At 59.6% G+C, this 22426-nt stretch carries 19 protein-coding genes; 5 read left to right on the top strand and 14 right to left on the bottom strand.

What is annotated here, in order from left to right:
• Nucleotides 1–86 precede the first annotated feature (86 nt).
• Nucleotides 87–1508 carry an aspartate kinase gene (locus RAE21_RS07395; RefSeq protein ID WP_313880811.1) on the top strand — a complete coding sequence of 474 codons (1422 nt, stop codon included), beginning with the start codon at nucleotides 87–89 and terminating at the stop codon, nucleotides 1506–1508.
• Nucleotides 1509–1582: 74 nt separating this feature from the next.
• On the opposite strand, the gene RAE21_RS07390 is transcribed toward RAE21_RS07395, so the two are convergent.
• The 11 genes from RAE21_RS07390 to cyoA form a co-directional block, all read right to left on the bottom strand.
• Nucleotides 1583–2704 (bottom strand): HupE/UreJ family protein, encoded by a 1122-nt coding sequence (locus RAE21_RS07390; protein ID WP_313880810.1) that lies wholly within the window; start codon nucleotides 2702–2704, stop codon nucleotides 1583–1585.
• Nucleotides 2701–3834 carry a tetratricopeptide repeat protein gene (locus tag RAE21_RS07385; RefSeq protein ID WP_313880808.1) on the bottom strand — a complete coding sequence of 378 codons (1134 nt, stop codon included), beginning with the start codon at nucleotides 3832–3834 and terminating at the stop codon, nucleotides 2701–2703. Before RAE21_RS07385 ends, RAE21_RS07390 begins: the two co-directional genes overlap by 4 nt.
• A gap of 120 nt (nucleotides 3835–3954) precedes the next feature.
• Entirely contained in the window at nucleotides 3955–4218 is a 264-nt protein-coding gene (locus RAE21_RS07380) for a hypothetical protein (protein WP_313880807.1), read from the bottom strand.
• Nucleotides 4219–4230: 12 nt separating this feature from the next.
• Nucleotides 4231–5835, bottom strand: a complete 1605-nt coding sequence (locus RAE21_RS07375) for a DUF4331 domain-containing protein (protein WP_313880806.1) — start codon at nucleotides 5833–5835, stop codon at nucleotides 4231–4233.
• A 207-nt stretch (nucleotides 5836–6042) separates the two neighbouring features.
• Nucleotides 6043–6576 carry a response regulator transcription factor gene (locus tag RAE21_RS07370; protein ID WP_313880805.1) on the bottom strand — a complete coding sequence of 178 codons (534 nt, stop codon included), beginning with the start codon at nucleotides 6574–6576 and terminating at the stop codon, nucleotides 6043–6045.
• Nucleotides 6566–7909 carry an ATP-binding protein gene (locus tag RAE21_RS07365; RefSeq protein WP_313880804.1) on the bottom strand — a complete coding sequence of 448 codons (1344 nt, stop codon included), beginning with the start codon at nucleotides 7907–7909 and terminating at the stop codon, nucleotides 6566–6568. The genes RAE21_RS07370 and RAE21_RS07365 overlap by 11 nt, the downstream gene beginning before the upstream one ends.
• Entirely contained in the window at nucleotides 7893–8723 is an 831-nt protein-coding gene (locus RAE21_RS07360; RefSeq protein ID WP_313880803.1) for an SURF1 family protein, read from the bottom strand. Before RAE21_RS07360 ends, RAE21_RS07365 begins: the two co-directional genes overlap by 17 nt.
• Before the next feature lie 21 nt (nucleotides 8724–8744).
• Nucleotides 8745–9179 carry a cytochrome o ubiquinol oxidase subunit IV gene (gene cyoD, locus RAE21_RS07355; protein WP_313880802.1) on the bottom strand — a complete coding sequence of 145 codons (435 nt, stop codon included), beginning with the start codon at nucleotides 9177–9179 and terminating at the stop codon, nucleotides 8745–8747.
• A complete protein-coding gene (gene cyoC / locus RAE21_RS07350; RefSeq protein WP_313880801.1) occupies nucleotides 9180–9815 on the bottom strand; it encodes a cytochrome o ubiquinol oxidase subunit III in 636 nt (211 codons plus the stop codon).
• Entirely contained in the window at nucleotides 9808–11811 is a 2004-nt protein-coding gene (gene cyoB / locus RAE21_RS07345; protein WP_313880800.1) for a cytochrome o ubiquinol oxidase subunit I, read from the bottom strand. Before cyoB ends, cyoC begins: the two co-directional genes overlap by 8 nt.
• Before the next feature lie 54 nt (nucleotides 11812–11865).
• Complete coding sequence (cyoA, locus tag RAE21_RS07340) at nucleotides 11866–12912, bottom strand: ubiquinol oxidase subunit II (RefSeq protein WP_313880799.1); 1047 nt, start codon at nucleotides 12910–12912, stop codon at nucleotides 11866–11868.
• A gap of 225 nt (nucleotides 12913–13137) precedes the next feature.
• On the opposite strand from cyoA, the gene RAE21_RS07335 reads away from it, so the two are divergent.
• The 4 genes from RAE21_RS07335 to RAE21_RS07320 all read left to right on the top strand — a co-directional run bounded on the left by RAE21_RS07335 (nucleotide 13138) and on the right by RAE21_RS07320 (nucleotide 19437).
• Nucleotides 13138–14472, top strand: coding sequence for an MFS transporter (locus tag RAE21_RS07335; RefSeq protein WP_313875987.1), 1335 nt, complete (start codon nucleotides 13138–13140; stop codon nucleotides 14470–14472).
• Between the two features lie 146 nt (nucleotides 14473–14618).
• Nucleotides 14619–16469, top strand: a complete 1851-nt coding sequence (locus tag RAE21_RS07330; RefSeq protein ID WP_313880798.1) for a hypothetical protein — start codon at nucleotides 14619–14621, stop codon at nucleotides 16467–16469.
• Between the two features lie 142 nt (nucleotides 16470–16611).
• The gene (locus RAE21_RS07325; protein WP_313880797.1) at nucleotides 16612–18114 is read left to right on the top strand and encodes an aldehyde dehydrogenase; all 1503 of its coding nucleotides are present in this window, start codon (nucleotides 16612–16614) and stop codon (nucleotides 18112–18114) included.
• 21 nt (nucleotides 18115–18135) lie between these two features.
• Nucleotides 18136–19437: an NAD(P)/FAD-dependent oxidoreductase gene (locus RAE21_RS07320; RefSeq protein WP_313880796.1), complete on the top strand. Its 1302-nt coding sequence runs from the start codon at nucleotides 18136–18138 to the stop codon at nucleotides 19435–19437.
• A 4-nt stretch (nucleotides 19438–19441) separates the two neighbouring features.
• Here RAE21_RS07320 and RAE21_RS07315 read toward each other — a convergent pair whose 3' ends face one another.
• From RAE21_RS07315 to RAE21_RS07305, 3 genes are all read right to left on the bottom strand, one after another.
• On the bottom strand, nucleotides 19442–20233 hold the full coding sequence (locus RAE21_RS07315) for a YceI family protein (RefSeq protein ID WP_313880795.1): 792 nt from the start codon (nucleotides 20231–20233) through the stop codon (nucleotides 19442–19444).
• A 112-nt stretch (nucleotides 20234–20345) separates the two neighbouring features.
• Nucleotides 20346–21338: a PDR/VanB family oxidoreductase gene (locus RAE21_RS07310; RefSeq protein ID WP_313880794.1), complete on the bottom strand. Its 993-nt coding sequence runs from the start codon at nucleotides 21336–21338 to the stop codon at nucleotides 20346–20348.
• Entirely contained in the window at nucleotides 21335–22390 is a 1056-nt protein-coding gene (locus tag RAE21_RS07305; protein ID WP_313880793.1) for an aromatic ring-hydroxylating dioxygenase subunit alpha, read from the bottom strand. The genes RAE21_RS07310 and RAE21_RS07305 overlap by 4 nt, the downstream gene beginning before the upstream one ends.
• Nucleotides 22391–22426 lie beyond the last annotated feature (36 nt).

The following is a 22426-nucleotide window of genomic DNA, read 5'->3' as shown; positions in this document are numbered from 1 at the left end:
GAAAATAGAGGGCTTTTCGTAACCGGCACTACCGGCATTCATTTCCGGCCGGGTTTATTCATCTTTTGCCCACCCCAAGCTTGTCCATGCACGACGTAAATTCCTCGAAGATCTCTGTTGAGAAGATCGGCGGCACCTCGATGACCGCCTTTGGTGATGTGCTGCGCCACATCATGCTGCACAACACCGCACGCATTTACGGCCGTATCTACGTGGTGTCTGCCTACTCCGGCGTGACTAACCAGCTGCTGGAGCACAAGAAAACCGGCGAGCGCGGCATCTACGCCCTGTTCGCTGAGGGCAAGGGCTACCAGGACGCACTGACCGGTTTGGCAGCCAGCCTTAAAAAGCTGAATGCCGCCTACGCCGACATTGGCTTGCCTTTAGCGGTGGCAGATGCCTTTATTGACCAGCGTATTGCCCAGGCGCGCGAGTATTTGGGCGCCATGCACCATGTGCTGGCCAGCGGCTACCTGAGCCGCAAGGATGTGCTTTTGGCTGCCCGCGAAGTGCTGGCCTCCATCGGCGAATCGCACAGCGCGTTCAACTCGGTGGAAATCCTCAAGGCCAATGGCGTAAACGCGGTCTTGATGGACCTCGCCGGTTTCGACGACAACGAAGCCTGGAGCATCGATGAGCGCATCGCTCACAGCTTCAAAGACCTGGACCTGGCCAACAACGTGATTGTGGCCACCGGTTACACCAAGGGCACCGAAGGCATCATGCGAGAGTTCGACCGCGGCTACTCTGAGGTTACCTTCAGCAAGATCGCGGTGGAAGTGCGCCCCGCCGAAGCGGTGATCCACAAAGAATTCCACCTGTCGTCTGCCGACCCCAACCTCGTGGGTCTGGAAAACGCCATCGTGGTGGGTGCCACCAACTACGACGTGGCTGACCAGCTGGCTGACGTGGGTATGGAAGCCATCCACCCCAAGGCGGCCAAGCCCATGGAGTTGGCCGGTATCCCGATCCGCCTGAAAAACACGTTTGAGCCAGACCACCCCGGTACTTTGATCACCAAAGACTTCGTGGGTGAGCGAGCCCGCGTGGAGATCGTGACCGGCACGGACAAGGTCACGTTGATTGAGATCCATGACCCCAGCATGGTGGGCACGGTCGGCTTTGACGCCAGCTTGATGCAGGTGTTCTGCAAGCACGACATCAGCTACATCCTGAAAGCCACCAACGCCAACTCTATTGCTCACTTGGTGTGGGACAACCAGGTCACCCCTGAACTCGTGGCCGAGTTGGAAGAGCTGTACCAGGTGGTCACCGTGAAGCCCAGTGCGATCGTCTGCACCATCGGCTCCAACATCGGCATTCCCGGTGTGCTGGCCAAGGCAGCCCAGGCATTGGCGGACGCACAGGTCAACGTGAACTGCGTGTCGCAAACCCTGCGCCAAGTGAACATGCAGTTTGTGATTGAGCGTGCAGACTACAAAACCGCCGTGATCGCGCTCAACATGGCGCTGTGTGTTAACTCGGGTACGCCAGTACCTCGCGTTTAATCACATTTCAATTCGCTATATATTTAATAGCAAGCTGCGCAGCTCTGACAAGGGCTGCGCAGCTTTTTTGCGGGTCAGGTGAAAACCCGTTCCCAGACCCAGTAGGCGGCCAGTGCGAACAGTGCGATAGACCCGCCGCGCACCACCACGCTGCCGTACCAAGCTTGCCGCACAAATAGTTGGGACACAGCAACCCACAGCAACACGGCTAGTAGTTGACCGGCTTCGACTCCGAGGTTGAATCCAAACAAGGCCCAGCCCAAGAGGGCAGAGGGTGCCGCCGCTTCGGTGAGCAGGCCCGCAAACCCGTAGCCATGAATCAGCCCGAAGCCCAACGCAAGCCGCCATGGGCTGAACACTTTTACCGGAAACACGTTCAGCAGTGCAGTCACGCCGATAGAGGCGGCAATAACGGGCTCCACCCATTCTGGTGATGCGGACGTGATGCCCAAACTAGCCAACGCCAGCGTGATGGAGTGCCCGACTGTGAAGGCTGTGATAGTGCACAGCAAAGCCCACCACGGTTTGGTATCGGTCAGCTGCCCTGGGGCAGCTTTGCGGCCCAGAACAAGCTGTAGTGGCAAAACCAGCGCGAGCAAAAACGCAAGGTGGTCGTAGCCCTCCAGCAGGTGGTGCATGCCTAAGCCAAAGTAGCTCAGCACAGTCTGACCTACGCCGGTAGGTGCCGCTTGGCTCGCTTCATTGCGACTCACCAGCATGATGGGCTCGGCTTGCTGGGGGGAGGCGGTCGTCAGCAGGTCACGCCCGTTGACCTTGCCGCTCACGAGCAGGCGGTGGTTTTCGTCTTCGTTTTTGAAGAGCGTGTAGCGGATGCTTTCTAGCGCTGCACAGTTTGCTGTGCTTTCAAGCTTGATATAGGCCCCGTCGCTGTAACGTTCCAGTCCTGCATATCGCCATTGCAGCGGGCAGCCCCCGCTGGCTCCCTGGATCAATGCGTTGCTTTGGATGAGAGCTTCCACCGCAGGCGTGGCATCTTGTACTTCACCGAAGGTGACGAGTCCGTCTGCATTGGCGTCCACGGGTAACACGACATCCAGGTCTTTGATGGCCACTGCCAGTTGCAGTGTCACTTGATCAGCGGTCTGCTTCATATCGAGGTAGGCATCACTACCCTTATGCGCCAAGGCGGGTAGGGCGATGAGCGCACTGCACAAGAAAGCGATCAGGTGCTTCATGATTTTTCTCCCTGGACGCGCGCATCCACAATGCCAATGCGTTGCATCTCACCGCGCAAGCGGGCCAGAGCAGGCAGGTCGCTGGCGGCACGTGCACTCTGGATAGCTACCCACCAGTCAATCGGCTCTCTTTGCAGGTCAAGGTTTCGCTCAGCCATCGTCACAGCGCCCGCGAAATCTTCATCCAGCCACAGGGCTACCAAGGCCTCTTCCCGGCCATGAAGTTCCAGTTTGTCACCGCGTCGCTTCAGCTCGGCCTGCCGCTCGCGCAATGTTTGCCGTAACTCTGTCCAGGTTGGGTCACCCGCCCGCTTTTTCGCAGTCGCTTGCCTGAGCAGGACTGCGTCTGTTGCAGGCAGGCCTGTTAGAACCTTGAGTGCATCTTGGTGTTTTCCGGTGCGCAGCAGCAAATCAGACAGTGCGATGCTGGTGTACAGGTCAGATTCTTGTTTCAGGCTGATTTGGTAGGCCTTGAGGGCTGCGCCATCCTTGCCAGCGCGCTCTTCGCTCTCTGCCAAGAGCGACAAGAGCCAGCTGCGGGTTGATGCGTTATCGGCGGCAGAAATCAGCGTTTGCAGACCCGCGCGCGCCTCGTTGGTTTTGCCTTGGAGCGACTGGGTTTCCAATTGGCAAGCCTGGGCGTACAGCGCTTGTCCAGCCTGGCCCACTGCCTCGCAAGCCTGCAGCGCACGTGCATAGTTGCCGGCGAGCCGCTCAAGGGTCGCCAGATTGAGCCAGCCCTGAGCTTGCGCGGGGTTGAGTTTGAGCGCTCGCGTCAGGACACTGCGGGCTTCGCTGAATTCATGGCGGCCTTGCTGAATAGTGGCTTGCAGCACCATTAGATCGGTGGGGGCATCTGGCTTGTTCCACCATGGCGTCAGCATGGCTTGGGCGCGGCCCCAGTAGCGGGTGTCGCCCGTCTGGCGCGCGGCCGTGATCAGCTCGCGGGCTGCTGATGCTGCAGCCTCAGGGTTGGCCGAGGTGGCCGTCTGGCTAGCGGCCCGGTTTTTGGTGATGAGAGGCAGCTTTTCAATGACCTGATCACGCTGCGTCGCGGTGATCGGTGTTGCGGCATGCGCCGCGTGCAGTGTCACGACAGCCCCTAGGCAAACCCACCAAATCTTGTTCATCTGAAGACTCCCTGAAGTCGCACACACATTGTGGTTTGAAATGAAAACGGGAACAAGAAGTTCCCGTGACGCAGGGCACAGCGTGTGCTGTGCCCTGGTGATTTGAGTGCACTCAGTGCATCAAATGTCGGCAGGTTCGTCGGTGTCGCTGGTTGCCAGTGTTACCGAGCCCAGCGCTGCAGGTTCGGATGTGTCGTCGGTGCTCGTTGCAATTAGCCGTTGAGTTTCTGAAATGACGACCGCTGTGTTTACTTCTACGCCTGCGAGGATATCTGCTCCGGGTGCGTTCTGAGTCAATGGATCCACACTGCTACCGCCTCCGCCACAAGCACCCAGCAAGCCGAGAGCCACAACAGCGGATAACGCCCATTTGTTAATACGCATGGTCTTAACTCCTTAGTTCACTGCGCCTGGGTTTGGCGTATTGAGGTAGGGAAAGCCGGACAGGAACGGCACGGTAGCTTGGTCTACAGCGTCGTGGATCTTGGCTGAGTCAGCACCGAGCGGCACGCTGGAGGGCTTGCACTGGGAGGTCAGGCTAGGCACCCCGGGAACCCCGTTCAAGCCCAGTGCATTAGAGTCACCGTTGATCACGCACAAGCCACCCAAGACCGCGACCAAGGCGATGTCAACCACGTCGTCCTTGGGGCGACGGCCATTCGGGAATCCGGCGTTGTCAGTACCACCTGGCGTCAGTGCATTCCCAGCTACACCCAAGCGGTTTTGGTCCGCAAAGGGCACAGGGGCCTTGCTGGTGTCCAATCGCAGCATCTCGGAAGGTGTGACATTGGTCGGCTTGTTGATGCCGTTGATACCGGTCAAGAAGACAGTCGCTAAATCTGTGCGGGGCAGATTGGTCGGCGCCACAGCCGTATCGCTGCCCTTCAACACACGGCCTAGCAACGCTGGCAATGTGGGGTTGGTGACATACGTCAAAAACTGTGTGTCGTCCTGCGGCTTGGAGGCATTGAACGCGTCTTTGTCTTTCACACCAATGACCAGTTCGTTGACGAGCGGGTTACCCAAGCGGGACACCTGCACCCAAGCGCCACCGGCCTTTTCGCTTGCCTGATGGCCAGAGGCAGGCTTGCCGTTGAGCAAGCGGGCTTGGCGCATGCTGGCGGTAGTCCAGCCGCCGATGACAGGGTCTGTGCCGGCAGTCAAACAGCTCTTATGGATTTCCATCGCGATGCTGGTGACGTTTGACTTTTGGATGATGTGGTTACCACCCATACCTGCGGCATCTTTGTTGGCGGGGTTCAGCAAAACGCCCGTCGTCGAATTCACCAGGTCAAAAACGGTGCCAAGGTTGACCGCAAAGCCCTCCTGCCGCTGACCGACGAAGACTTTGCCCGGTGTGTTGCAGCCTGGAATCGTCATCTCGTGGATGTGCTTGTTGGCGTATGTTTCGTAGCTGGATTTTGTACCCAGTGTTTTTTCACCAATGTAGTCGACTGGTTTTTCGAAAGTTGCGCTACCACCGCTGGCCTTCACGATCGACGAGGAAGTGCCCTTGCGACGGTCTCCGCGGACTACTTTAACTGTGTAGGTTTCGTTCAAGTTGAGGTTGGCATCGTTGACGTTTGCCACTGTGCCGGCCTGAATGAGGGGAATCGCGACATTTTTGGCGCTGCCGATATCCAAGCCGACATTGTTGAGCTTGTTGTTGAACTTGAACTGGAAGGTCAAGTCCTCTTTGGCGTCACCGTTGTTGTCGATGTGGATTTCGTACAGCGCGTTCGGATCCATCGAGAAGTAGTTGGGGCCGCCATACGGTGTCTGCAGGGGCTGGTAGTTGGCAATCAGCGTGACATAGTCAGAGCGACCCCCGGTCCCGTTAGCGGCCACACCTTCGTAGCTGCGGAACATATAAAAGTCCGTGCCATCCACTTTGGGGCTGGTGGTGATGAAAGGCGCTTCACGATGGCTGGAGGCCATTGCGCTGCCTGCTACTGTGGCCATTAAGCAGGCCATGACGATGCTGCTGCGTTTGAATTTCATGCGTTGCTCCGGTGTGTTAGACGAGTTCGTGCCGACTGGCACACTGGATACGCGACACGCAGCGTAGTGGATTCAGCTTTTTGTTACATGAGCCAAAAAAGATTTTTTTGGTAGCACAAACCGTCACTGAGCCACTGGCTTCGTATTTCGACCAGTTGGCTCAAATATACCGTTTATTTGTGATTTGTGTTTGAAATTGTTAAAAAATCAAACTCTGTGCTTTTCCAGTTTCCGGCTGAGTGTCCGCCGGTGCATGCCAAGTCGCCGGGCTGCTTCGGAAATATTGAAATCACTCTCGGCCAGCACTTCGTGGATGCGCTCCCATTCCAAGGTCTTGATTGAGCTGGACCGGTTGGTCAGGGCCACCTCGGTGTTGCCTTCGTCCAGACCAAAGGCGGCCTCAATGTCATCGGTATTGGAAGGTTTGGCCAGGTAATGGCTTGCGCCCAGTTTGATCGCCTCGACGGCCGTGGCGATGCTGGCAAATCCGGTGAGCACCACAATGCGCATGGCCTCGCTGTGGGCGTGAAGCGCGCGGACACAGGCGAGCCCGCTGGCCTCGCCTTTGAGCTTGAGGTCGACCACAGCAAACTCCGGGGTGTGTGCAGCTAGCAAGACCTCCACGCCCTGAAGACCATCCGCACGCAGCACCCGGTAACCGCGTCGCTCGAAAGAGCGGGTCAGGGTGCGGGCAAAGGCTTCGTCGTCTTCAACGATCAGGAGCAGGCGGTCAGTGTCCATGGGGTACTTCGGTTACGGTTTCGGGCATGGAGAGTTCGTTCATTGACAGCGTAATCGTGACGCGGGCACCGCCGGACGGTAGGTTTTCGGCGCGCAAGCTGCCGCCCAAGGTGCGTGCGACATTCATGGACAAAAAGAGCCCCAGTCCGCCGCCTGGCTTGCCCTTGGTGGATTGGTAGGGTTGCCCAAGTTGGGATAGCACATGGGCGTCAAAGCCGGGTCCGCGGTCGGTAATGGTGATGCACAGCACATCTGCATCGCGGCTGGCATGGAGTTGCACCCAGTGGGGCGAAGCATCGCGCGCGTTGTCCAGCACGTTGAACACCATTTGCTCAAAGGTGGTGTCCGCGACCATGGCCGCGTTGTCGTTGATCAGGTTGTCGTACACAAAGGTCCCGACATTGCGGGTGGCTCGCCACTCGCGCACCAAGTGATCCAGGAATTCGCGTGCAGTGGTTTGGCTGGAGTGCTCGCCACGCGTTTCGCCTGCAGAGAGCAAGATGCCGCTCACAATGCTTTTGCAGCGTTGCACCTGGGCCTCCATTTCGGCAATGTCTTCCTTGAGGCTTGTATCCCGTATGACGGCGGGCATGTGCTTCCAGTCCCCCAGGATCACGGCGAGGGTGGCTAAAGGGGTGCCCAACTCATGGGCGGCGCCGGAGGCGAGCAATCCCATGCGAACAATGTGCTCTTCCTCAGCGGCGCGTTGCCGGGCTGCAGCCAGGCGCGCATCGCGGCGACGCAGGTTGGTGTTGATGCGGGTGATAAACACCACTACAAGCACTGCGTTGAGCAGAAAGCACACCAACAAGCCCAGCACGTAGGGGCTGGACAATCCATCCTGCAAGTTCGGTGCAAGTGGCAACGGCAGGCTGGAGGTCGCCAAAAACGCGACGCAGGCCGATGCGATCGCGACGATGGAGCCGATATACCCACCCCTGAGCAGCATCGCCCCCACCGCGATTTGCAGCAGATACAAAAAGACGAATGGGTTGCTGATGCCTCCGCTCAAATAGAGCTGGGCGGTCAGTGCCGCTACATCGACCAGCAGCCCGATGAACAGCTCCACCTCATGCACCGCTTGTCGGGTGTGCCAGCGCAGCAAACAAGCGAGATTGAAAAACGCCATGGCTCCCACGATGGCCAGCATGGGCTCCACCGGGATTTTCATGCCCAGGCTGTAATGCGTGGCTTGAATGGTGAGTAGCTGTCCGGCTGCAGCAATCCAGCGCAGCTGTATCAGCTGGTGGAGGTTTCTCAGGCCGGCGTAGGCATCGTTGCGCGGGGAGGGCGCGGTCGGCGCTGCGGTGGGGGAATTAGCGCGGGTATCCATGGGCGGTATTGTGGCCCCCGCGGCGCAAGCGCCGCTCATAACGGACCACAAACCCTCCAGCCACCATCACCATCAGTGCCAGACCGAACCAAGTGATGGCGTATACCAAGTGGCTGTTGCTAAAGCGAACTACTGTCAACCCTTCCCGCGGCCATGGGCCAGCGGAAGAGGGGCGGGCTTCAAGGTTGCTATTCAGGGTGGTATCTGGCAAGCCGGAATCCAGGAAAAACGGCGCAGGACCTTTGAGTTGTTGCGCTTGGGCAATCGCGGTAACGTCGCGTGAAAACCAGCGTTGCGACGCAGGGTCGTTTTTCCGCAAAAAGCCACCGTCGGGTTCTGATTTGCGCAGCAAGCCCTGAATGTTGACATTCCCCACAGGGGCACCGCTCGCACCGGAAGGTGGCTGCCACTGCGCGCGTTGGGCGGCAGGAATGAAGCCCCGGTTCACCAGCAGGCTAGACCCGTCTGATAGAGCCAGCGGGGTCAGGACCCAAAACCCGGAGCCCAGCGCGGTGGTAGCTTGCGTTAGCACCGTTTTGTCAGTTAGCCATTGGCCAGTGGTTTTGACATAAAGATATTCAAAGTCAGCCGGTTGAAGGCCAGCCCACTGTCGGCTGTCGGGCAAGGCCAGAGGGGGTTGCTGCAAGCGCTGAGTCACCTGCTCGATCAGCGCCAGTTTCCAGGTGCGGCGCTCCAGTTGCCAGGTTCCCAGCCGCAATAAGCCCACTACAAGCACGAGGCATAGCACTGCCACCAAAGCCAACCGCCACCTTGAGCGTTCGCCGACCTGCGGTTGAAGCGGCGAATCACTCAAGATGCGGTTCTTGGGTTAGGTTTAGAGGCCGGTCTTGGGCGCTGCGGCTGGTGCCGCTTGCTCCATCGCTGGCATGTCGGTGTGGCTCGGCATCATGTTGGTGTTCATGTGGAACATGACCCACAGAGTGCCCGCAATCGCGATGGCGACGAACACCACGGTGAAGATGGTGGACAGCAAGGTCCAACCGCCCTCCACCTTGCCGTTCATGTGCAAGAAGTAGAACATGTGCACCAGAATTTGAATGACCGCAAAGCCACCCAGCACCATGACAGCAGTGGGGCGGTCGGAGATGACCTTGGCCATGACCAACCAGAACGGTATAGCCGTCAGGATGATGGACAGCAAGAAACCCGTCATGTAGCCCGAAAAGGTGCTGTGGGGTTCATTGGCATCGTGGCCGCCGTGCGCGTGGTCATCGTGCCCGTGCGACGCATGAGAATTGTGTGCGCTCATTTACAGCACTCCCATCAAGTAAACGAAAGTAAAGACACCGATCCAGATCACGTCCAAGAAGTGCCAGAACATGGACAAACACATGAGGCGCCGGTTGTTGGCTGGTGTGAGGCCGTGCTGCTTGATCTGGATCATCAGAACGACTAGCCATACCAAACCGAACGCCACGTGGAGGCCGTGGGTACCCACCAGGGTGAAGAAGGCCGACAAGAATGCGCTGCGTTGCGGTGTAGCCCCTTGGTGAATCAAGTGATAAAACTCGTACAACTCCAGAGCCAGGAAGCACAGGCCGAAAAGGCCCGTCACTGCTAGCCAAATCAGGGTTCCTTTCACATCGCCGAGTTGCTTGCGCAGCATGGCAAATCCGAAGGTGATGGATGAGAGCAGCAGGAACGCCGTGTTGATGGCTACCAGCGTCAGGTCAAACAGCTCCGCTCCGGTAGGGCCGGCCGCATAGCTGCGGCCCAGGACGCCGTAAGTCGCGAACAGGGCTGCGAAGATGAGACAGTCGCTCATCAGGTACAGCCAGAAGCCTAGGGCCGTTCCGTTTTCAGGATGAGGCTCATGGGCCAGGTGGTACTCGCGGGGCGAGAGCGCGCCGGCAGCGGCGCCGTGTGAGTTGTTCATGTTAGACATGGCGGGCCAATTGGAGTGTGCGGGCTTCTTCGGAGGCATTCACTTGCGCAGCCGGGATGTAGAAGTCACGCTTGTAGTTGAAGGTGTGGGCGATGGATACCAAGAGCAGCGCAGCAAACGATGCACCGGCGAGCAACCACATATGCCAAATCAAGGCGAAGCCGAATACCAGAGACAAAGCAGAGATCACAACGCCTGCAGCGGTATTGGCCGGCATGTGGATCGGCTCAAAGCCACTCAGAGGGCGCTTGTAAGCGTGCTTCTTCATGTCCCACCAGGCATCAATTTCGTGCACCACGGGTGTGAATGCAAAGTTGTAGTCAGGTGGTGGAGATGAGGTCGCCCATTCCAAGGTGCGGCCACCCCATGGGTCGCCGGTCCAATCCCGCAGTTCTTCGCGCTTGAGGTAGCTCACCAGCAGTTGGATGAGGAAGCAGGCGATACCGCCGGCAATCATGGCAGCGCCGACAGCTGCGATCACAAACCAGATCTGTAGGGATTGGTCTTCGAAGTGGTTCGCGCGGCGGGTAACACCCATCAGGCCCAGCACATAGAGCGGGGTGAATGCTACCCAGAAACCGACGACCCACAGCCAGAAGGAGCGGACACCCCACTTGTGGTCGAGTTTGTAGCCAAAGGCCTTGGGGAACCAGTAGTTGATGCCTGCGAACATGCCGAACACCACACCGCCGATGATCACGTTGTGGAAGTGTGCAATCAGGAACAAGCTGTTGTGCAACACAAAGTCAGCGGGTGGCACAGCCAACAACACGCCAGTCATGCCGCCCAGGGCAAAGGTGATCATGAAGGCAACCGTCCACATCATGGGCAACTCGAAGCGGATCCGCCCCTTGTACATGGTGAACAGCCAGTTGAAGATCTTCGCGCCCGTGGGGATCGAGATGATCATGGTCGTGATACCGAAGAAGGTATTCACGCTTGCGCCGGAGCCCATGGTGAAGAAGTGGTGCAGCCACACAACGTAAGACAGGATCGTGATACACACCGTCGCGTACACCATGGAGGTGTAGCCGAAAAGGCGCTTTTTGCTGAAAGTAGCCACGATTTCCGAGAACACACCGAAAGCCGGCAGGATCAGGATGTAGACCTCTGGGTGGCCCCAGATCCAAATCAGGTTCACGTACAGCATGGGGTTACCGCCCAGCTCGTTGGTGAAAAAGTTGGTGCCTACGTAGCGGTCTAGGGACATGAGCACCAAAGCCGCTGTCAGGACCGGGAACGATGCCACGATCAAGGCGTTGGTGCAAAGTGCTGTCCAGGTGAACACGGGCATGCGCATCAAGGTCATGCCGGGGGCGCGCATTTTGATGATCGTGACGATCAAGTTGATGCCGGAGAGCGTGGTCCCGACCCCTGCAATCTGTAGCGCCCAGATGTAATAGTCCAAACCGGTGCTCGGGCTCTGTGCACCCAAGTTGGAGAGAGCCAACCATCCGGAAGTAGAGAACTCACCCAAGAACAGCGAAAACATCACAAGAATGGCTCCGGCGGTCGTCATCCAGAAGCTGAAATTGTTCAGGAATGGGAACGACACGTCCCGCGCGCCGATTTGCAGCGGAATCAGGTAGTTCATGAGCCCGGTGACCAAAGGCATGGCCACGAAGAAAATCATGATCACACCGTGGGCGGTGAAGATCTGGTCATAGTGATGCGGCGGCAGGTAACCCATGTTGTCGCCGAAGGCCATGGACTGTTGCAACCGCATCATCACGGCATCTGCAAAGCCGCGCAATAGCATCACCAAACCGAGCACCATGTACATGATGCCGATCTTTTTGTGGTCGATGCTACAAACCCAATCGCGCCAGAAAGGGCCCCAAAGGCGGAACTTGGTCATCAGGGCAAACACGCCCAAACCACCCAATACGACCATGATGAACGTCCCCAAAATGATGGGGTCATGCGTCATGGGCACGGCATCCCAGCTCAGCCGGCCTAGCGCCCAGTGGGTATCAGTCAAAGTTTGTGAGGACATATAAAGTCTCTTTAGCAATGCACCCGTGGCCACAATAGGCCACCGGAGCGAAAGTTATTGTTGGATGACGGCGCGGTTGGCGTTGCGTGTCTCGAGTGCCGCGATCACTTGGTTCGCGTTTTGCACGGTGCAAACATCTTGCGGCATGCTCAGCCCCATGGCTTTCACGTAGGTCTGGCCACCACGGGCGTCGATCGCCATCATGTGGTGCATGCACATTTTTCCGTCTTCGACACAACGGTTCAGCACCTTGTCATACAGGCCGGCTTCGACGCTGGCAAAGCGCTGCACCGGGTCACGTTCGCTGGGCTTGACCAAGTTTTGGTAAGTGGCGCGATCCAAAGCCTTGCCTTCGGTTTTGGCTTTGTTCACCCACTGCGCAAAGTCTTCATTGCTCAAACCGTGAAATTTGAAAGTCATCCCCGAAAAGCCAGCGCCGCTGTAGTGCGAAGACATGCCTTTGAAGACGCCAGGGCGGTTGATCACAGCGTTCAATTCGGTTTGCATGCCGGGCATGGCGTAAATCATGCCGGCCAGATCCGGCACATAAAACGCGTTCATGGTCGATGTGGACGTCAGCTTGAACAGAATGGGTCGGTCCACAGGTGCAGCGAGCTCGTTCACCGTGGCAATGCCTTGCTCGGGGTAGAAGAACAACCATTTCCAGTCCATCGCCACCACTTGCACTTCCATGGGCTTGACGTCAGCCGGCAGGGCGCGCTGTGCGTCAATACGGTCCAAGGGACGGTAAGGGTCGAGTTTGTGGGTGCCGATCCAGGTCAAGGCGCCCAGCGCGATGATGATCAAGAGGGGAACTGTCCAGATCACAAGCTCCAAGGAAGTGGAGTGGTGCCAATCGGGCTCGTATTCCGCCTCGGTATTGCTCTGGCGGTACTTCCAGGCAAAAAACAAGGTCAGGAAGATGACCGGAACGATGATGATCAGCATCAGCAAGGTGGCTGTGATCACCATTTGACCTTGCTGCGCTGCAATATCTCCAGCGGGGTTCAGCACTACAGCCTTGCTGCAGCCCGAGAGCGCAGCGGCCATTGCAATGGTCGCCAGCGCAGAGCACCTTTTCAATGCTTTGATTTTGAACATGTTGTTAATGCCTGGGTGAGGCACCCTTGTTAAACACTTTATTGACAGCTTCTGACTGTAATTTCGTTAACAAATTTGTCCATTGGACATTTTGTCCAAGGTCAACCGATCCGCTTTTGAAGTTGCAATCAGGGTTTTCCTGAGGAGGAGATTAGTGCAAGCCGAGGTTTTCTGCCTCGCGCGGGTGTAAAACATGGCCGTAGAAGTTGATTTAAGGACGGCATCATGTACACACCAGCATCCACAGCCCCCAGCGGGCACGGGTTCGAGAGCTCGGTATCGCTTTCAGGAGCACACACCGACGAAGATGTCACTCCAGGTGAGATTGCGGTAGGCGTCATCATCGGGCGAGCATCTGAGTATTTCGACTTCTTTGTATTCGGCATCGCCTGTGTGCTGGTCTTCCCGGGATTGCTATTCCCGCAGATGGCGCGCTTGGATGGCACATTGATGGCCTTTGCCATTTTTTCTCTGGCATTTGTTGCGCGGCCGGTCGGCACAGCGCTCTCCATGGCCATCCAGCGGCGCTGGGGTCGGGGCACCAAGCTCACGATTGCACTCTTTTTACTGGGATCCAGCACCGCTGGCATGGCCTTCTTGCCAAGCTATGCAGACGCCGGGCTCACCGCTATCGCCGCCATTGTGATTTTGCGGATCGGCCAGGGGCTGGGCATGGGCGGCTCGTGGGACGGATTGCCCTCTCTGTTGGCCATGAGCGCACCCAAGGAGCGCAGGGGCTGGTTCTCGATGGTGGGCCAACTGGGCGCGCCCGTAGGTTTCATCTTGGCAGCGGGCTTGTTTGCCTATCTGCACAGCAGTCTGACACCGGCAGAGTTCCTGAGCTACGGCTGGCGCTATCCGTTTTTTGTCGCGTTTGCCATCAACGTCGTGGCGCTGTTTGCCCGCTTGCGCTTGGTAGTGGGGCAGTCTTATGCCGAACGCTTGCAAGAGTTGGAGCTTCAGCCGGTGAGCGTGCGGCATGTGTTGCGCGATGAAGGGGGCAACGTGGTCTTGGGCGCATTTGCCGCGCTGGCCAGCTTTGCACTGTTCCACTTGGCGACGGTATTCCCCTTGTCGTGGATTGCCATGTACTCGGAGCAGGCTATCGGCGACGTGCTGCAGATCCAAATCATCGGGGCTATTTTGGCTGCTGGCGCTATCGTGTTTTCCGGTTGGTTGGCTGACCGTATCGGACGCCGCAACCTTTTGGGCACCATGGCCCTGTTGATCGGTCTTTTCAGCTTCGTGACCCCATGGCTATTGGGTGCCGGTGAAGTCGGCAACAACCTCTTTTTGCTGACCAGTTTCGTGTTGTTGGGGCTCTCCTATGGCCAAGCCTCCGGCACGGTGACATCCAACTTTTCTCCCAAGTACCGTTACACCGGTGCAGCCTTGTCGGCTGACCTAGCGTGGTTGCTGGGTGCGGGCTTTGCACCGTTGGTGGCGCTGGGGCTCTCTGCCAAGTTCGGTCTGGGTGCGGTATCTTTGTACCTGCTGTCGGGAGCGATCTGCACGCTGTTGGCTCTGCGCATTAACCGCCTGATTGAACAAAAAGAGTAAGCCACACACCCCGGTTGGCGCGTTCAACGCAGACATTTTTGTGTTGAATAGGCCCGGCACCTCCAGGTGGCCGGGCCTTTTTGTTGGTGACGGCAGGGGCGCGCAAACTTATTGGGTAGAAATAGACAACAAAAAAGGGAGTTTCTATGCCGCAATATCGTTTCGGGGCGGGTGAGCCGCCCCACCAACGCTGGCCTGTCGCTTGGTACAACCCCGCCGTACTGCTGCAATCTGCGCGTGAGTTGGTGTCCAGCTCCGATGTGATTCGCAATGCGGATCCCCGGGAGCTGTGGACCGGTGTGTTTGAAGCGGTAGATCACACCGCAGAGGTCGGGCCGGATGGCGAGTTCTGGTTCGACTTTTTGTCCGATACCGGCGATGGCGGCAATGCAACCTATACCGTTGCGCGAGCCGTGCAGACTGAAGCCATGGACGATGGCGAAGGCGAGCTCTGCCCCCGGGGCCGCGTGTTGTTTTTGGGTGGCGATCTCAGCTACCCGGGCGCCAGCGCCTATGAATATCAATATCGTTTTCTGGAAGTGTTCGAGGGCGCCCGCGCCACGCCTGGCTCAGACACCGCTGGCCGCAGCAGCTATGCGATTGCGCAAAACCACGATTGGTTTGACAGCCTTTCCACCTTCAAACGCTACTTTGTAGACCGTGACAATGGCGAAGTCTTCGGACTGCGCACGCCACAAAAGCGCTCGTATTTCGCCACACGCCTTCCGCAAGGATGGTGGGTATTGGGGTTTGACTTTGCCTTGACGGGTGACCTGGACCGCGGCCAGTACGAGGCCTTCCGGCGACTGGCGGGCGACACAATCAACGGAGCGGCCAATCCTAACCATGTGATGGCTCCCGGTGATCAGCTGATCCTGATCTACCCTGAGCCGTATTGGACGAGACCGCTGGGCGATGGTGCTCCCGAAGGCTACCCCAAACGCTACCAGCGGCTGGAGGCCATTCTGGAGGCCAAAGGTCTGCACATCCGTATGCGTATCGCGGGGGACGTGCATCATTACTGCCGGGAGGCATCTCCCAGTCCCGATCCCACAGCGGCCGATCTGCTGGTGACCTGTGGCGCAGGCGGGGCGTTTTTGCATCCCACGCACGCGGTATCTTTGTCGCAGCCCAAGGTTCGCCAAGCGCTCCACGACCCGAATGCCATCAGCCCCGAACTGGGGCACGCGACCTGCATCGGCACGGTTCCGTCAGAGCGCGATGCAGCTTCCGCCTATGCAGCCCAGTGCCGCTATCCCGCACCGGACGTCTCGCGCGCCTTGGGGCGCCAGATTTGGTGGTCGTTGTTCAAGTTCGCTTGGAACAGTCTCGACCCGCGAGGCGGCTCTTTGCTGCGCGGTGTAGGGCAGGGCAACCTGATGTTTCCTTTGGTGCTCGGCCTGGCGTATGCCGCCACCTTCTGGCTCGCGTGTTCAGACGGTGCCCGGCTGGCCGTGTGGGCGGCAATCGTTGCGATGTGCTTCAGCTTGTCTAAAGACGAGCCGGGCAAGCTCGCGCGATGGGGGTCGCCAGTGATCCACGCAGCCCTCCAACTGGGCGCTATATGGTGGGTCACGCAATTGGTGTCAGACCTCGGCTGGCGAGGTTCCGCCGCCAGGGTCTGTTCAGCACCGGGCGTATCGGATCTCTTGGCCGCGCTCTGTTGTGCAGTTTTAGGCACGGTCGCAGGCGGGCTGATTGCGGGGGTGTACTTCTGGGCCATGGCGCGGTGCGGTCTGATGTGGAACAACGCCTTTTCACCGCTGGCCTGCGGAGACTACAAAGGCTTTCTGCGTTTTCGCCTGGATGCCAGGGGTGACCTGACGGGCTACTTTTTCGGGTGCGACGAAGTGCCCAAGCAATGGGCCTTGAACCGGGCGAACCCCGGCGATCTGCCCGGCCAGGCCCGCCCGGTCTGGGTAGAAGCTGCCGGCACACCGCCCGCGCGTTGGAAAGTGGTGGATCGGTTCACCCTTCGCCGTCACACCGCACGCTAGGCTGCCACCCCGCGCGGGTTGGGCCGTGTCCAAGTGGTCTGGCTTGAGTGCATAAAGTGGCTCCTATGGCGCAGCCTCATTGGGGGTATCGTAGGGGCCACTTTCTACTCCAGTCGCGCACAACCCACTTGGGCACTACCCTATGACAAAGCTTGACACTTCTTCGCCTTGGCACGCCCGGGCCGCCGCACTGCAACCCGATGGTCGCTTGTTTATCAATGGCGCTCGTGTGGCAGCGGCAGATGGCCAGACCTTTGACAAGCATTCCCCGCTAAATGGACTTCGCCTCGGCACCGTGGCTCGGGGTCAAAAGGCCGATGTGGATGCCGCCGTCGCCGCGGCGCGGAGCGCATTTGCCGATCGCCGGTGGGCCGGTAAACCCCCGCGTGAGCGTAAACGCATCATGCAGCGCTGGTCGGAGTTGGTGTTGGCGGCGCGTGACGAGCTGGCGCTTCTGGAAACGCTGGATATGGGCAAGCCGATCGGGCACAGCCTTGCGGTTGACGTGCCTGCCACCGCCAATTGCCTGGCCTGGTATGGCGAGGCCGTCAACAAGCTGTACGACGAAATTGCCCCTACGGCAGATACCGCGCTGGCCTTGATTACCCGAGAGGCAATGGGCGTGATCGGTGCCATCGTGCCGTGGAATTACCCCCTCATCATGGCCGCCTGGAAGCTGGGCCCCGCCTTGGCGTCGGGCAACAGCGTGGTGCTCAAGCCCAGTGAAAAGTCTCCCTACACCGCCTTGCGATTGGCCGAGCTCGCAGTAGAAGCCGGCATTCCTGAAGGGGTGTTCAACGTGGTGCCCGGCTTCGGCCACGAAGCAGGCGAGGCACTCGCGTTGCACATGGATGTGGATGCCATCGGGTTTACCGGCTCCACCCGTATCGGCCGGCGGATGCTGGCCTGCGCCGCTGAGTCCAACCTCAAGCGGGTGTACAACGAGTTGGGTGGCAAGTCTGCCTTTGTGGTGTTCAACGACGCCAAAGACGTGGCTGCCGCGGCCCGCGCGGCTGCAGGCTCGGTTTTCTACAACCAAGGGGAGTCGTGCAACGCCCCCACCCGCCTGCTGGTGCAGCAAGACGTAGTGCCCGAATTCATGGCCGCGCTGCAAGACGAGGCGCGCAAATACCTGCCCGGCGACCCGCTGGATGCGGCCACCGAGATGGGCGCTTTGGTAGATGCGGGGCAAATGAGCACCGTGCTGGGCTATATCCACCAAGGGCAGGCGGAGGGCGCAAACCTGGCGTTCGGCGGTCGCCGTGTGCGCACTGAAACCGGTGGCTATTTTGTGGAGCCCACCATTTTTGAAGGCGTGCGCAACGACATGAAAATCGCACGCGAAGAGATTTTCGGCCCCGTGCTGGGGGTGATTCCGTTTACCACCGAAGCCGATGCCCTGACGCTGGCCAACGACAGTGTCTACGGGCTCCAGGCCAGCGTGTGGAGCGGGCAGATCGATCGTGCCCACCGCGTAGCGCGCGGGCTCAAGGCTGGCACGGTTCATGTCAACCAATATGACGAGGACGACATCACCGTGCCCTTCGGTGGCTTCAAGCAGTCTGGCAATGGCCGCGATAAATCGCTGCACGCCTTCGACAAATACACCGAGCTTAAGACGACTTGGTTGCGCATCGACGCCTAACGTTCTGCAAAGGTTTTGCCCATGTCTCAGTCTGTCCATGCGGCGGCACCGCCCGCGCACGCTCCTTCTTACTACGCAGCGAGTGGGCTGCCCCAACCTCAGCGCGCTCCTCTGGGGGGCAGCGTGGAGGCGGATGTGGTGGTCATCGGCGCCGGCTACACCGGTCTGTCGTCCGCTTTGCATCTGGCGGAGGCCGGCTTCAAAGTGGTGGTGCTGGAGGCTGCCAAAGTAGGTTGGGGCGCATCCGGCCGCAACGGTGGTCAATTGGTGCACAGCTACTCGCGGGACATGGACGTGATTGAGGCGCGCTATGGCGCCACCACCGCCCAGGCCTTGGGCAGCATGGCCTTTGAGGGCGCCAAAATCATCCGCGAGCGGATTGAGAAGTACCAGATTGACTGTCACTTCAAGCCGGGTGGCATGTTTGCCGCCATCACTGCCAAGCAGGTCAAGCAGTTGGAGCACCACAAACAGCTCTGGGAGCGCTACGGTCACCAGCAGCTGAGCCTGTTGGATGCGACTGAAAGCGAAGCCGCCATCGGCACAGGGCGCTACCGCGCCACTTTGCTCGATCACAGTGCCGGACACATGCATCCACTGCGCTTGGCACAAGGCGAAGCTGCTGCATTCGAGTCACTGGGGGGTGTCGTGCACGAAGGATCGCCGGTGCTGCGCATTGAGCGCGGCGACCCTGCCGTGGTGCATACCGCACAGGGACAAGTCAAAGCGCGTTTTGTGATCGTAGCCTGCAACGCCTATATCGGCGGGCTGGAGCCGCAACTGGCCTCACGGTCCATGCCCTGCGGCACCCAAGTGATTGCGACGGAGCCCCTGGGCGATCGCTTCCCTGAAATCCTGCCCACCGACTACTGCGTCGAGGACAGCAACTTTCTGCTGGACTATTTCCGCCTCTCCGGTGACCGGCGCCTGCTGTATGGCGGTGGCGTGATTTACGGCGCCCGGGACCCGCAGCATGTGGAGTCCATCATCCGACCCAAGCTGCTGAAAACATTCCCTCAACTGAAAGACGTGCGCATTGACTATGGCTGGACGGGCAACTTCCTGCTGACCCTGTCGCGCCTGCCGGAAGTGGGGCGCTTGAGTTCCAACATTTACTACTCGCAAGGCTGCTCAGGTCATGGGGTTACTTTCACCCATTTGATCGGGCGCGTACTCAGCGAGGTGATTCAAGGGCAAGCCAACCGCTTCGATGCCTTTGCCAATCTGCCGCATTACCCCTTCCCGGGCGGGCGCTGGTTCCGGGTGCCGCTCACCGCGCTGGGCGCCTGGTACTACGACCTGCGGGACAAACTGCAAATCTAGAGCTTCACGGCGATGCGGGAGTGGCCCGGGCCACGAGGCGGAACTTGATCTTCACCGTGTCCTGCACCGTCAGCGCCCCCATGGCGATGCTCAAGGGGGTGATGCCGAAATCCGACTGTCGGATCTCAAAACTGCCCTGTACCACCAAAGCGCCTTCTGCCTCAGACAGGGTGATGGGCAGTCGGACCTCGCGGGTCTGGTCTTTGATGCGCATGCTGGCCACCACATCTGGGCTGGCGGTGTTTCCGGTGATGCGGGTGGCGCGAATGCTGATCTCCGGGTAGCGCTCGCCGTCTAGCAGGGTGGGGCGCAGCATGTTGGCCTTGGTGCCCGCTTTGGCATCCTCACTCACGTTGAGGGGAAAGTCTTCTCCCTCGTCGGCCCGGGCAGCGTTGTCATCCACGATCAGGGTGTTCACAGGCACCGCAATCTCAAAACCTGAGCTCTCTGCAGTGGCACCACGCCATATTTGCCCCTGCAGGTCGGCAGAGCTGATGACATGGTTGTGCCCCAGCCGCGCCATGGTGCCGCCCCGGAACACCAGAATGCGCACGCTGGATTGCTGCGGGTCCACGCGATAACGTGTCGCCAAAGTTGCGTAGGGTGCTGCAGCAGCCGGACGCGCTTGGGTGGCATCCGCAGACACCGGTGTCCTGGGCGGCACACGATCCGGCCCGCCCGAACAGGCGCCCAGTAACAGCGCTAGCGCCATGGGTGAGGCCGCGCGTCGCAGCAGCGAGGGCACAGAGATAGCGCTACCGCAGTGGCTCGAATGGGGGGGCTTGTTAGGATTCATGGGCAGCTCCTTGACGTTGGCAGCAGCGTAGCAGGATTGTCTGGCTGCGCTATTTTGCTATGAGTTTAGGAGCTGCTAGCGCATATTCCATGAGCGCCAGAGGCAGATTTGACTACAAATCCAGCACCAAACGCGCGCTCTTCGACCGCGAGCAGCAGGGCAGAAACTGGTCGTTCGCCGCCTGTTCTTCGGGCAGGAGGTACTGGTCGCGGTGGTCAGGCATGCCGGCTTTGACGCGGGTGAGGCAGGTGCCGCACACGCCTTGCTCGCATGACATGGGGATATCGATACCGCCTGCATGCAGCGCTTCCAGCGCTGTCTGGTCGGGCAGCACCTTGATGACCTTGCCAGTGCTGGCTATCTCCAGCTCAAAGCTGCCGTCGTCTGCTTTGGCGGTGGGGGCGGCACCAAAGTACTCGCGGTGCAAGCGTTCTTCGGGCCAGCGGGCGGCGCGGCCTGCGCTGAGCACCGCGTCCATAAAGCCTTGCGGGCCGCACACATACAGGTGGGTGCCTGCGGGGGCGCTTTGCAGGGTGGCGGCAATGTCCAGCTTTTGGGCCGCATCGCCATCGTCAAAGTGGTGGTGGCTGTGTGCTGCAAATGGCGCTGCAGCCAGCCGCTCCACAAACGCCGTGCGCGCTTGGCTGCGGTTGCAGTGGTGCAGGGTGAAAGCGCCGCCGGTCGCCGCCAGATGTTCCGCCATCGCCAGCATGGGCGTGATGCCAATGCCCCCGGCCAGCAGCAGGTGGTGGGGTGCCGCGCCGTCCAGGGGGAACAGGTTGCGCGGGGTGCTGATGGTGAGCGTGCTGCCCTCGGCCACCAGGTCGTGCACGGCGGTGGAGCCGCCGCGTGACGCCGCATCGCGCAGCACGCCAATCACATAGCGCTTCGTTTCGCTGGGCGCGTTGCTCAGCGAATACTGGCGCACCAGTTCATTGGGCAGGTGCACATCAATGTGCGCACCAGCGGTAAAGGCGGGCAGGGTGCCGCCGTCTGCGGCCACCAGCTCCAGGCTGCAGATGTCCTGCGCTTCAGTGCGCTTGGCCGCTACCTTGACCTGCAACGTTGCAGGCGTGCTCACTGGGGTCTGGGTGGGCCCGCTCATGCCGCCGCCTCTGCCTCAGCCAGGTTGCGCTCTGCGGCCACCACGCGGTCAATCACCTTGCGGGATTGCACGCCGCCGGTGTCGATGTTGAGCATCAACAATTTGCGCTCGGGGTAGGCCAGCAGGTTTTGTTGCTGGCGCTCCAGCATTTCCTGGTCTTCCGCAAAAATCTTGCCTTGGCCTTCGCGGATTTGCGCGGTCAGCTCGGCGTCTTGCGGCTTGAACTTGCGCGCCATGCCCCAGAAGTAGTGGATGGATGTGTCTGTTTCGGGGGTGATGAAGTCCACCACCCAGCTGGCGGCCTTGAACTCGTCCGGCGCTTTGTAGCCGCCATGACCATGCAGCGCCACACCTACCTCAATCATGATGTGGCTGGGCGGCGTGAAATGGCAAATCTGCCAGCGGTCCACCAACTGGTCGTCGGGCAGGCCGTTCATGCGCAGCGCCATCTTCCAGAAAGGGGGCGCCTCAATGCCTTGCATGTGGCGCTCGGTGATCACATGGTCGCCGTCCACGCGGGTTTGGCAGGGCACTTCGTCAATTTCCTTCTGGCCGATGCTGGTGCTGTGCACATAGGTTTCGTGCGTCAGGTCCATCAGGTTGTCGATCATCAGGCGGTAGTCACAGGCAATCTCGTACAAGCCGCCGCCGTAGCCGAACTGCGGATTGCCCAGCCATTCGAACTTGGGGATGCTGGCCACATCGGCCTGGGCAGCGTCGCCGGGCCACACCCACACAAAACCATGCTCCTCATGCAGCGGGAAGCTGCGGTTGGCCGGAAAGCCGCGCACGCGCTGGCAGGGCATGGACACGGTTTTGCCGTCGCAGCCCATGGCCAGGCCGTGGTAGCCGCAGACCAGCGTGTCGCCCTCTACTTTGCCCAGCGAGAGCGGGGCGCCCCGGTGCGGGCAAAAGTCTTCCACCGCGGCGGGCACGCCCGCGCTGTTGCGGAACAGCGCCATGGGGATGTTGCAAATGCGGCGGCCCAAGGGGCGGTCGGAGGGGATCTCTTCGCTGCGGGCGGCAACGTACCAGGTGTTGAGAGGAAACATGGCTTGGCTCCTTGGATGGAAAATCTTCATTCAGTA

Origin of the sequence: Rhodoferax potami, assembly GCF_032193765.1 — a bacterium.
Lineage (GTDB): Bacteria > Pseudomonadota > Gammaproteobacteria > Burkholderiales > Burkholderiaceae_C > Allorhodoferax > Allorhodoferax potami.
Note: the sequence above shows the minus strand (reverse complement) of the source record. Positions and strands in the feature narration are given on the sequence as shown.

What these genes read in the sequence shown, in the direction of transcription:
- RAE21_RS07395 (WP_313880811.1), top strand. Translation starts at nt 87, where the DNA reads ATGCACGACGTAAATTCCTCGAAGATCTCTGTTGAGAAGATCGGCGGC.
- RAE21_RS07390 (WP_313880810.1), bottom strand. Translation starts at nt 2,704, where the DNA reads ATGAAGCACCTGATCGCTTTCTTGTGCAGTGCGCTCATCGCCCTACCC.
- RAE21_RS07385 (WP_313880808.1), bottom strand. Translation starts at nt 3,834, where the DNA reads ATGAACAAGATTTGGTGGGTTTGCCTAGGGGCTGTCGTGACACTGCAC.
- RAE21_RS07380 (WP_313880807.1), bottom strand. Translation starts at nt 4,218, where the DNA reads ATGCGTATTAACAAATGGGCGTTATCCGCTGTTGTGGCTCTCGGCTTG.
- RAE21_RS07375 (WP_313880806.1), bottom strand. Translation starts at nt 5,835, where the DNA reads ATGAAATTCAAACGCAGCAGCATCGTCATGGCCTGCTTAATGGCCACA.
- RAE21_RS07370 (WP_313880805.1), bottom strand. Translation starts at nt 6,576, where the DNA reads ATGGACACTGACCGCCTGCTCCTGATCGTTGAAGACGACGAAGCCTTT.
- RAE21_RS07365 (WP_313880804.1), bottom strand. Translation starts at nt 7,909, where the DNA reads ATGGATACCCGCGCTAATTCCCCCACCGCAGCGCCGACCGCGCCCTCC.
- cyoD (WP_313880802.1), bottom strand. Translation starts at nt 9,179, where the DNA reads ATGAGCGCACACAATTCTCATGCGTCGCACGGGCACGATGACCACGCG.
- cyoC (WP_313880801.1), bottom strand. Translation starts at nt 9,815, where the DNA reads ATGTCTAACATGAACAACTCACACGGCGCCGCTGCCGGCGCGCTCTCG.
- cyoB (WP_313880800.1), bottom strand. Translation starts at nt 11,811, where the DNA reads ATGTCCTCACAAACTTTGACTGATACCCACTGGGCGCTAGGCCGGCTG.
- cyoA (WP_313880799.1), bottom strand. Translation starts at nt 12,912, where the DNA reads ATGTTCAAAATCAAAGCATTGAAAAGGTGCTCTGCGCTGGCGACCATT.
- RAE21_RS07335 (WP_313875987.1), top strand. Translation starts at nt 13,138, where the DNA reads ATGTACACACCAGCATCCACAGCCCCCAGCGGGCACGGGTTCGAGAGC.
- RAE21_RS07330 (WP_313880798.1), top strand. Translation starts at nt 14,619, where the DNA reads ATGCCGCAATATCGTTTCGGGGCGGGTGAGCCGCCCCACCAACGCTGG.
- RAE21_RS07325 (WP_313880797.1), top strand. Translation starts at nt 16,612, where the DNA reads ATGACAAAGCTTGACACTTCTTCGCCTTGGCACGCCCGGGCCGCCGCA.
- RAE21_RS07320 (WP_313880796.1), top strand. Translation starts at nt 18,136, where the DNA reads ATGTCTCAGTCTGTCCATGCGGCGGCACCGCCCGCGCACGCTCCTTCT.
- RAE21_RS07315 (WP_313880795.1), bottom strand. Translation starts at nt 20,233, where the DNA reads ATGAATCCTAACAAGCCCCCCCATTCGAGCCACTGCGGTAGCGCTATC.
- RAE21_RS07310 (WP_313880794.1), bottom strand. Translation starts at nt 21,338, where the DNA reads ATGAGCGGGCCCACCCAGACCCCAGTGAGCACGCCTGCAACGTTGCAG.
- RAE21_RS07305 (WP_313880793.1), bottom strand. Translation starts at nt 22,390, where the DNA reads ATGTTTCCTCTCAACACCTGGTACGTTGCCGCCCGCAGCGAAGAGATC.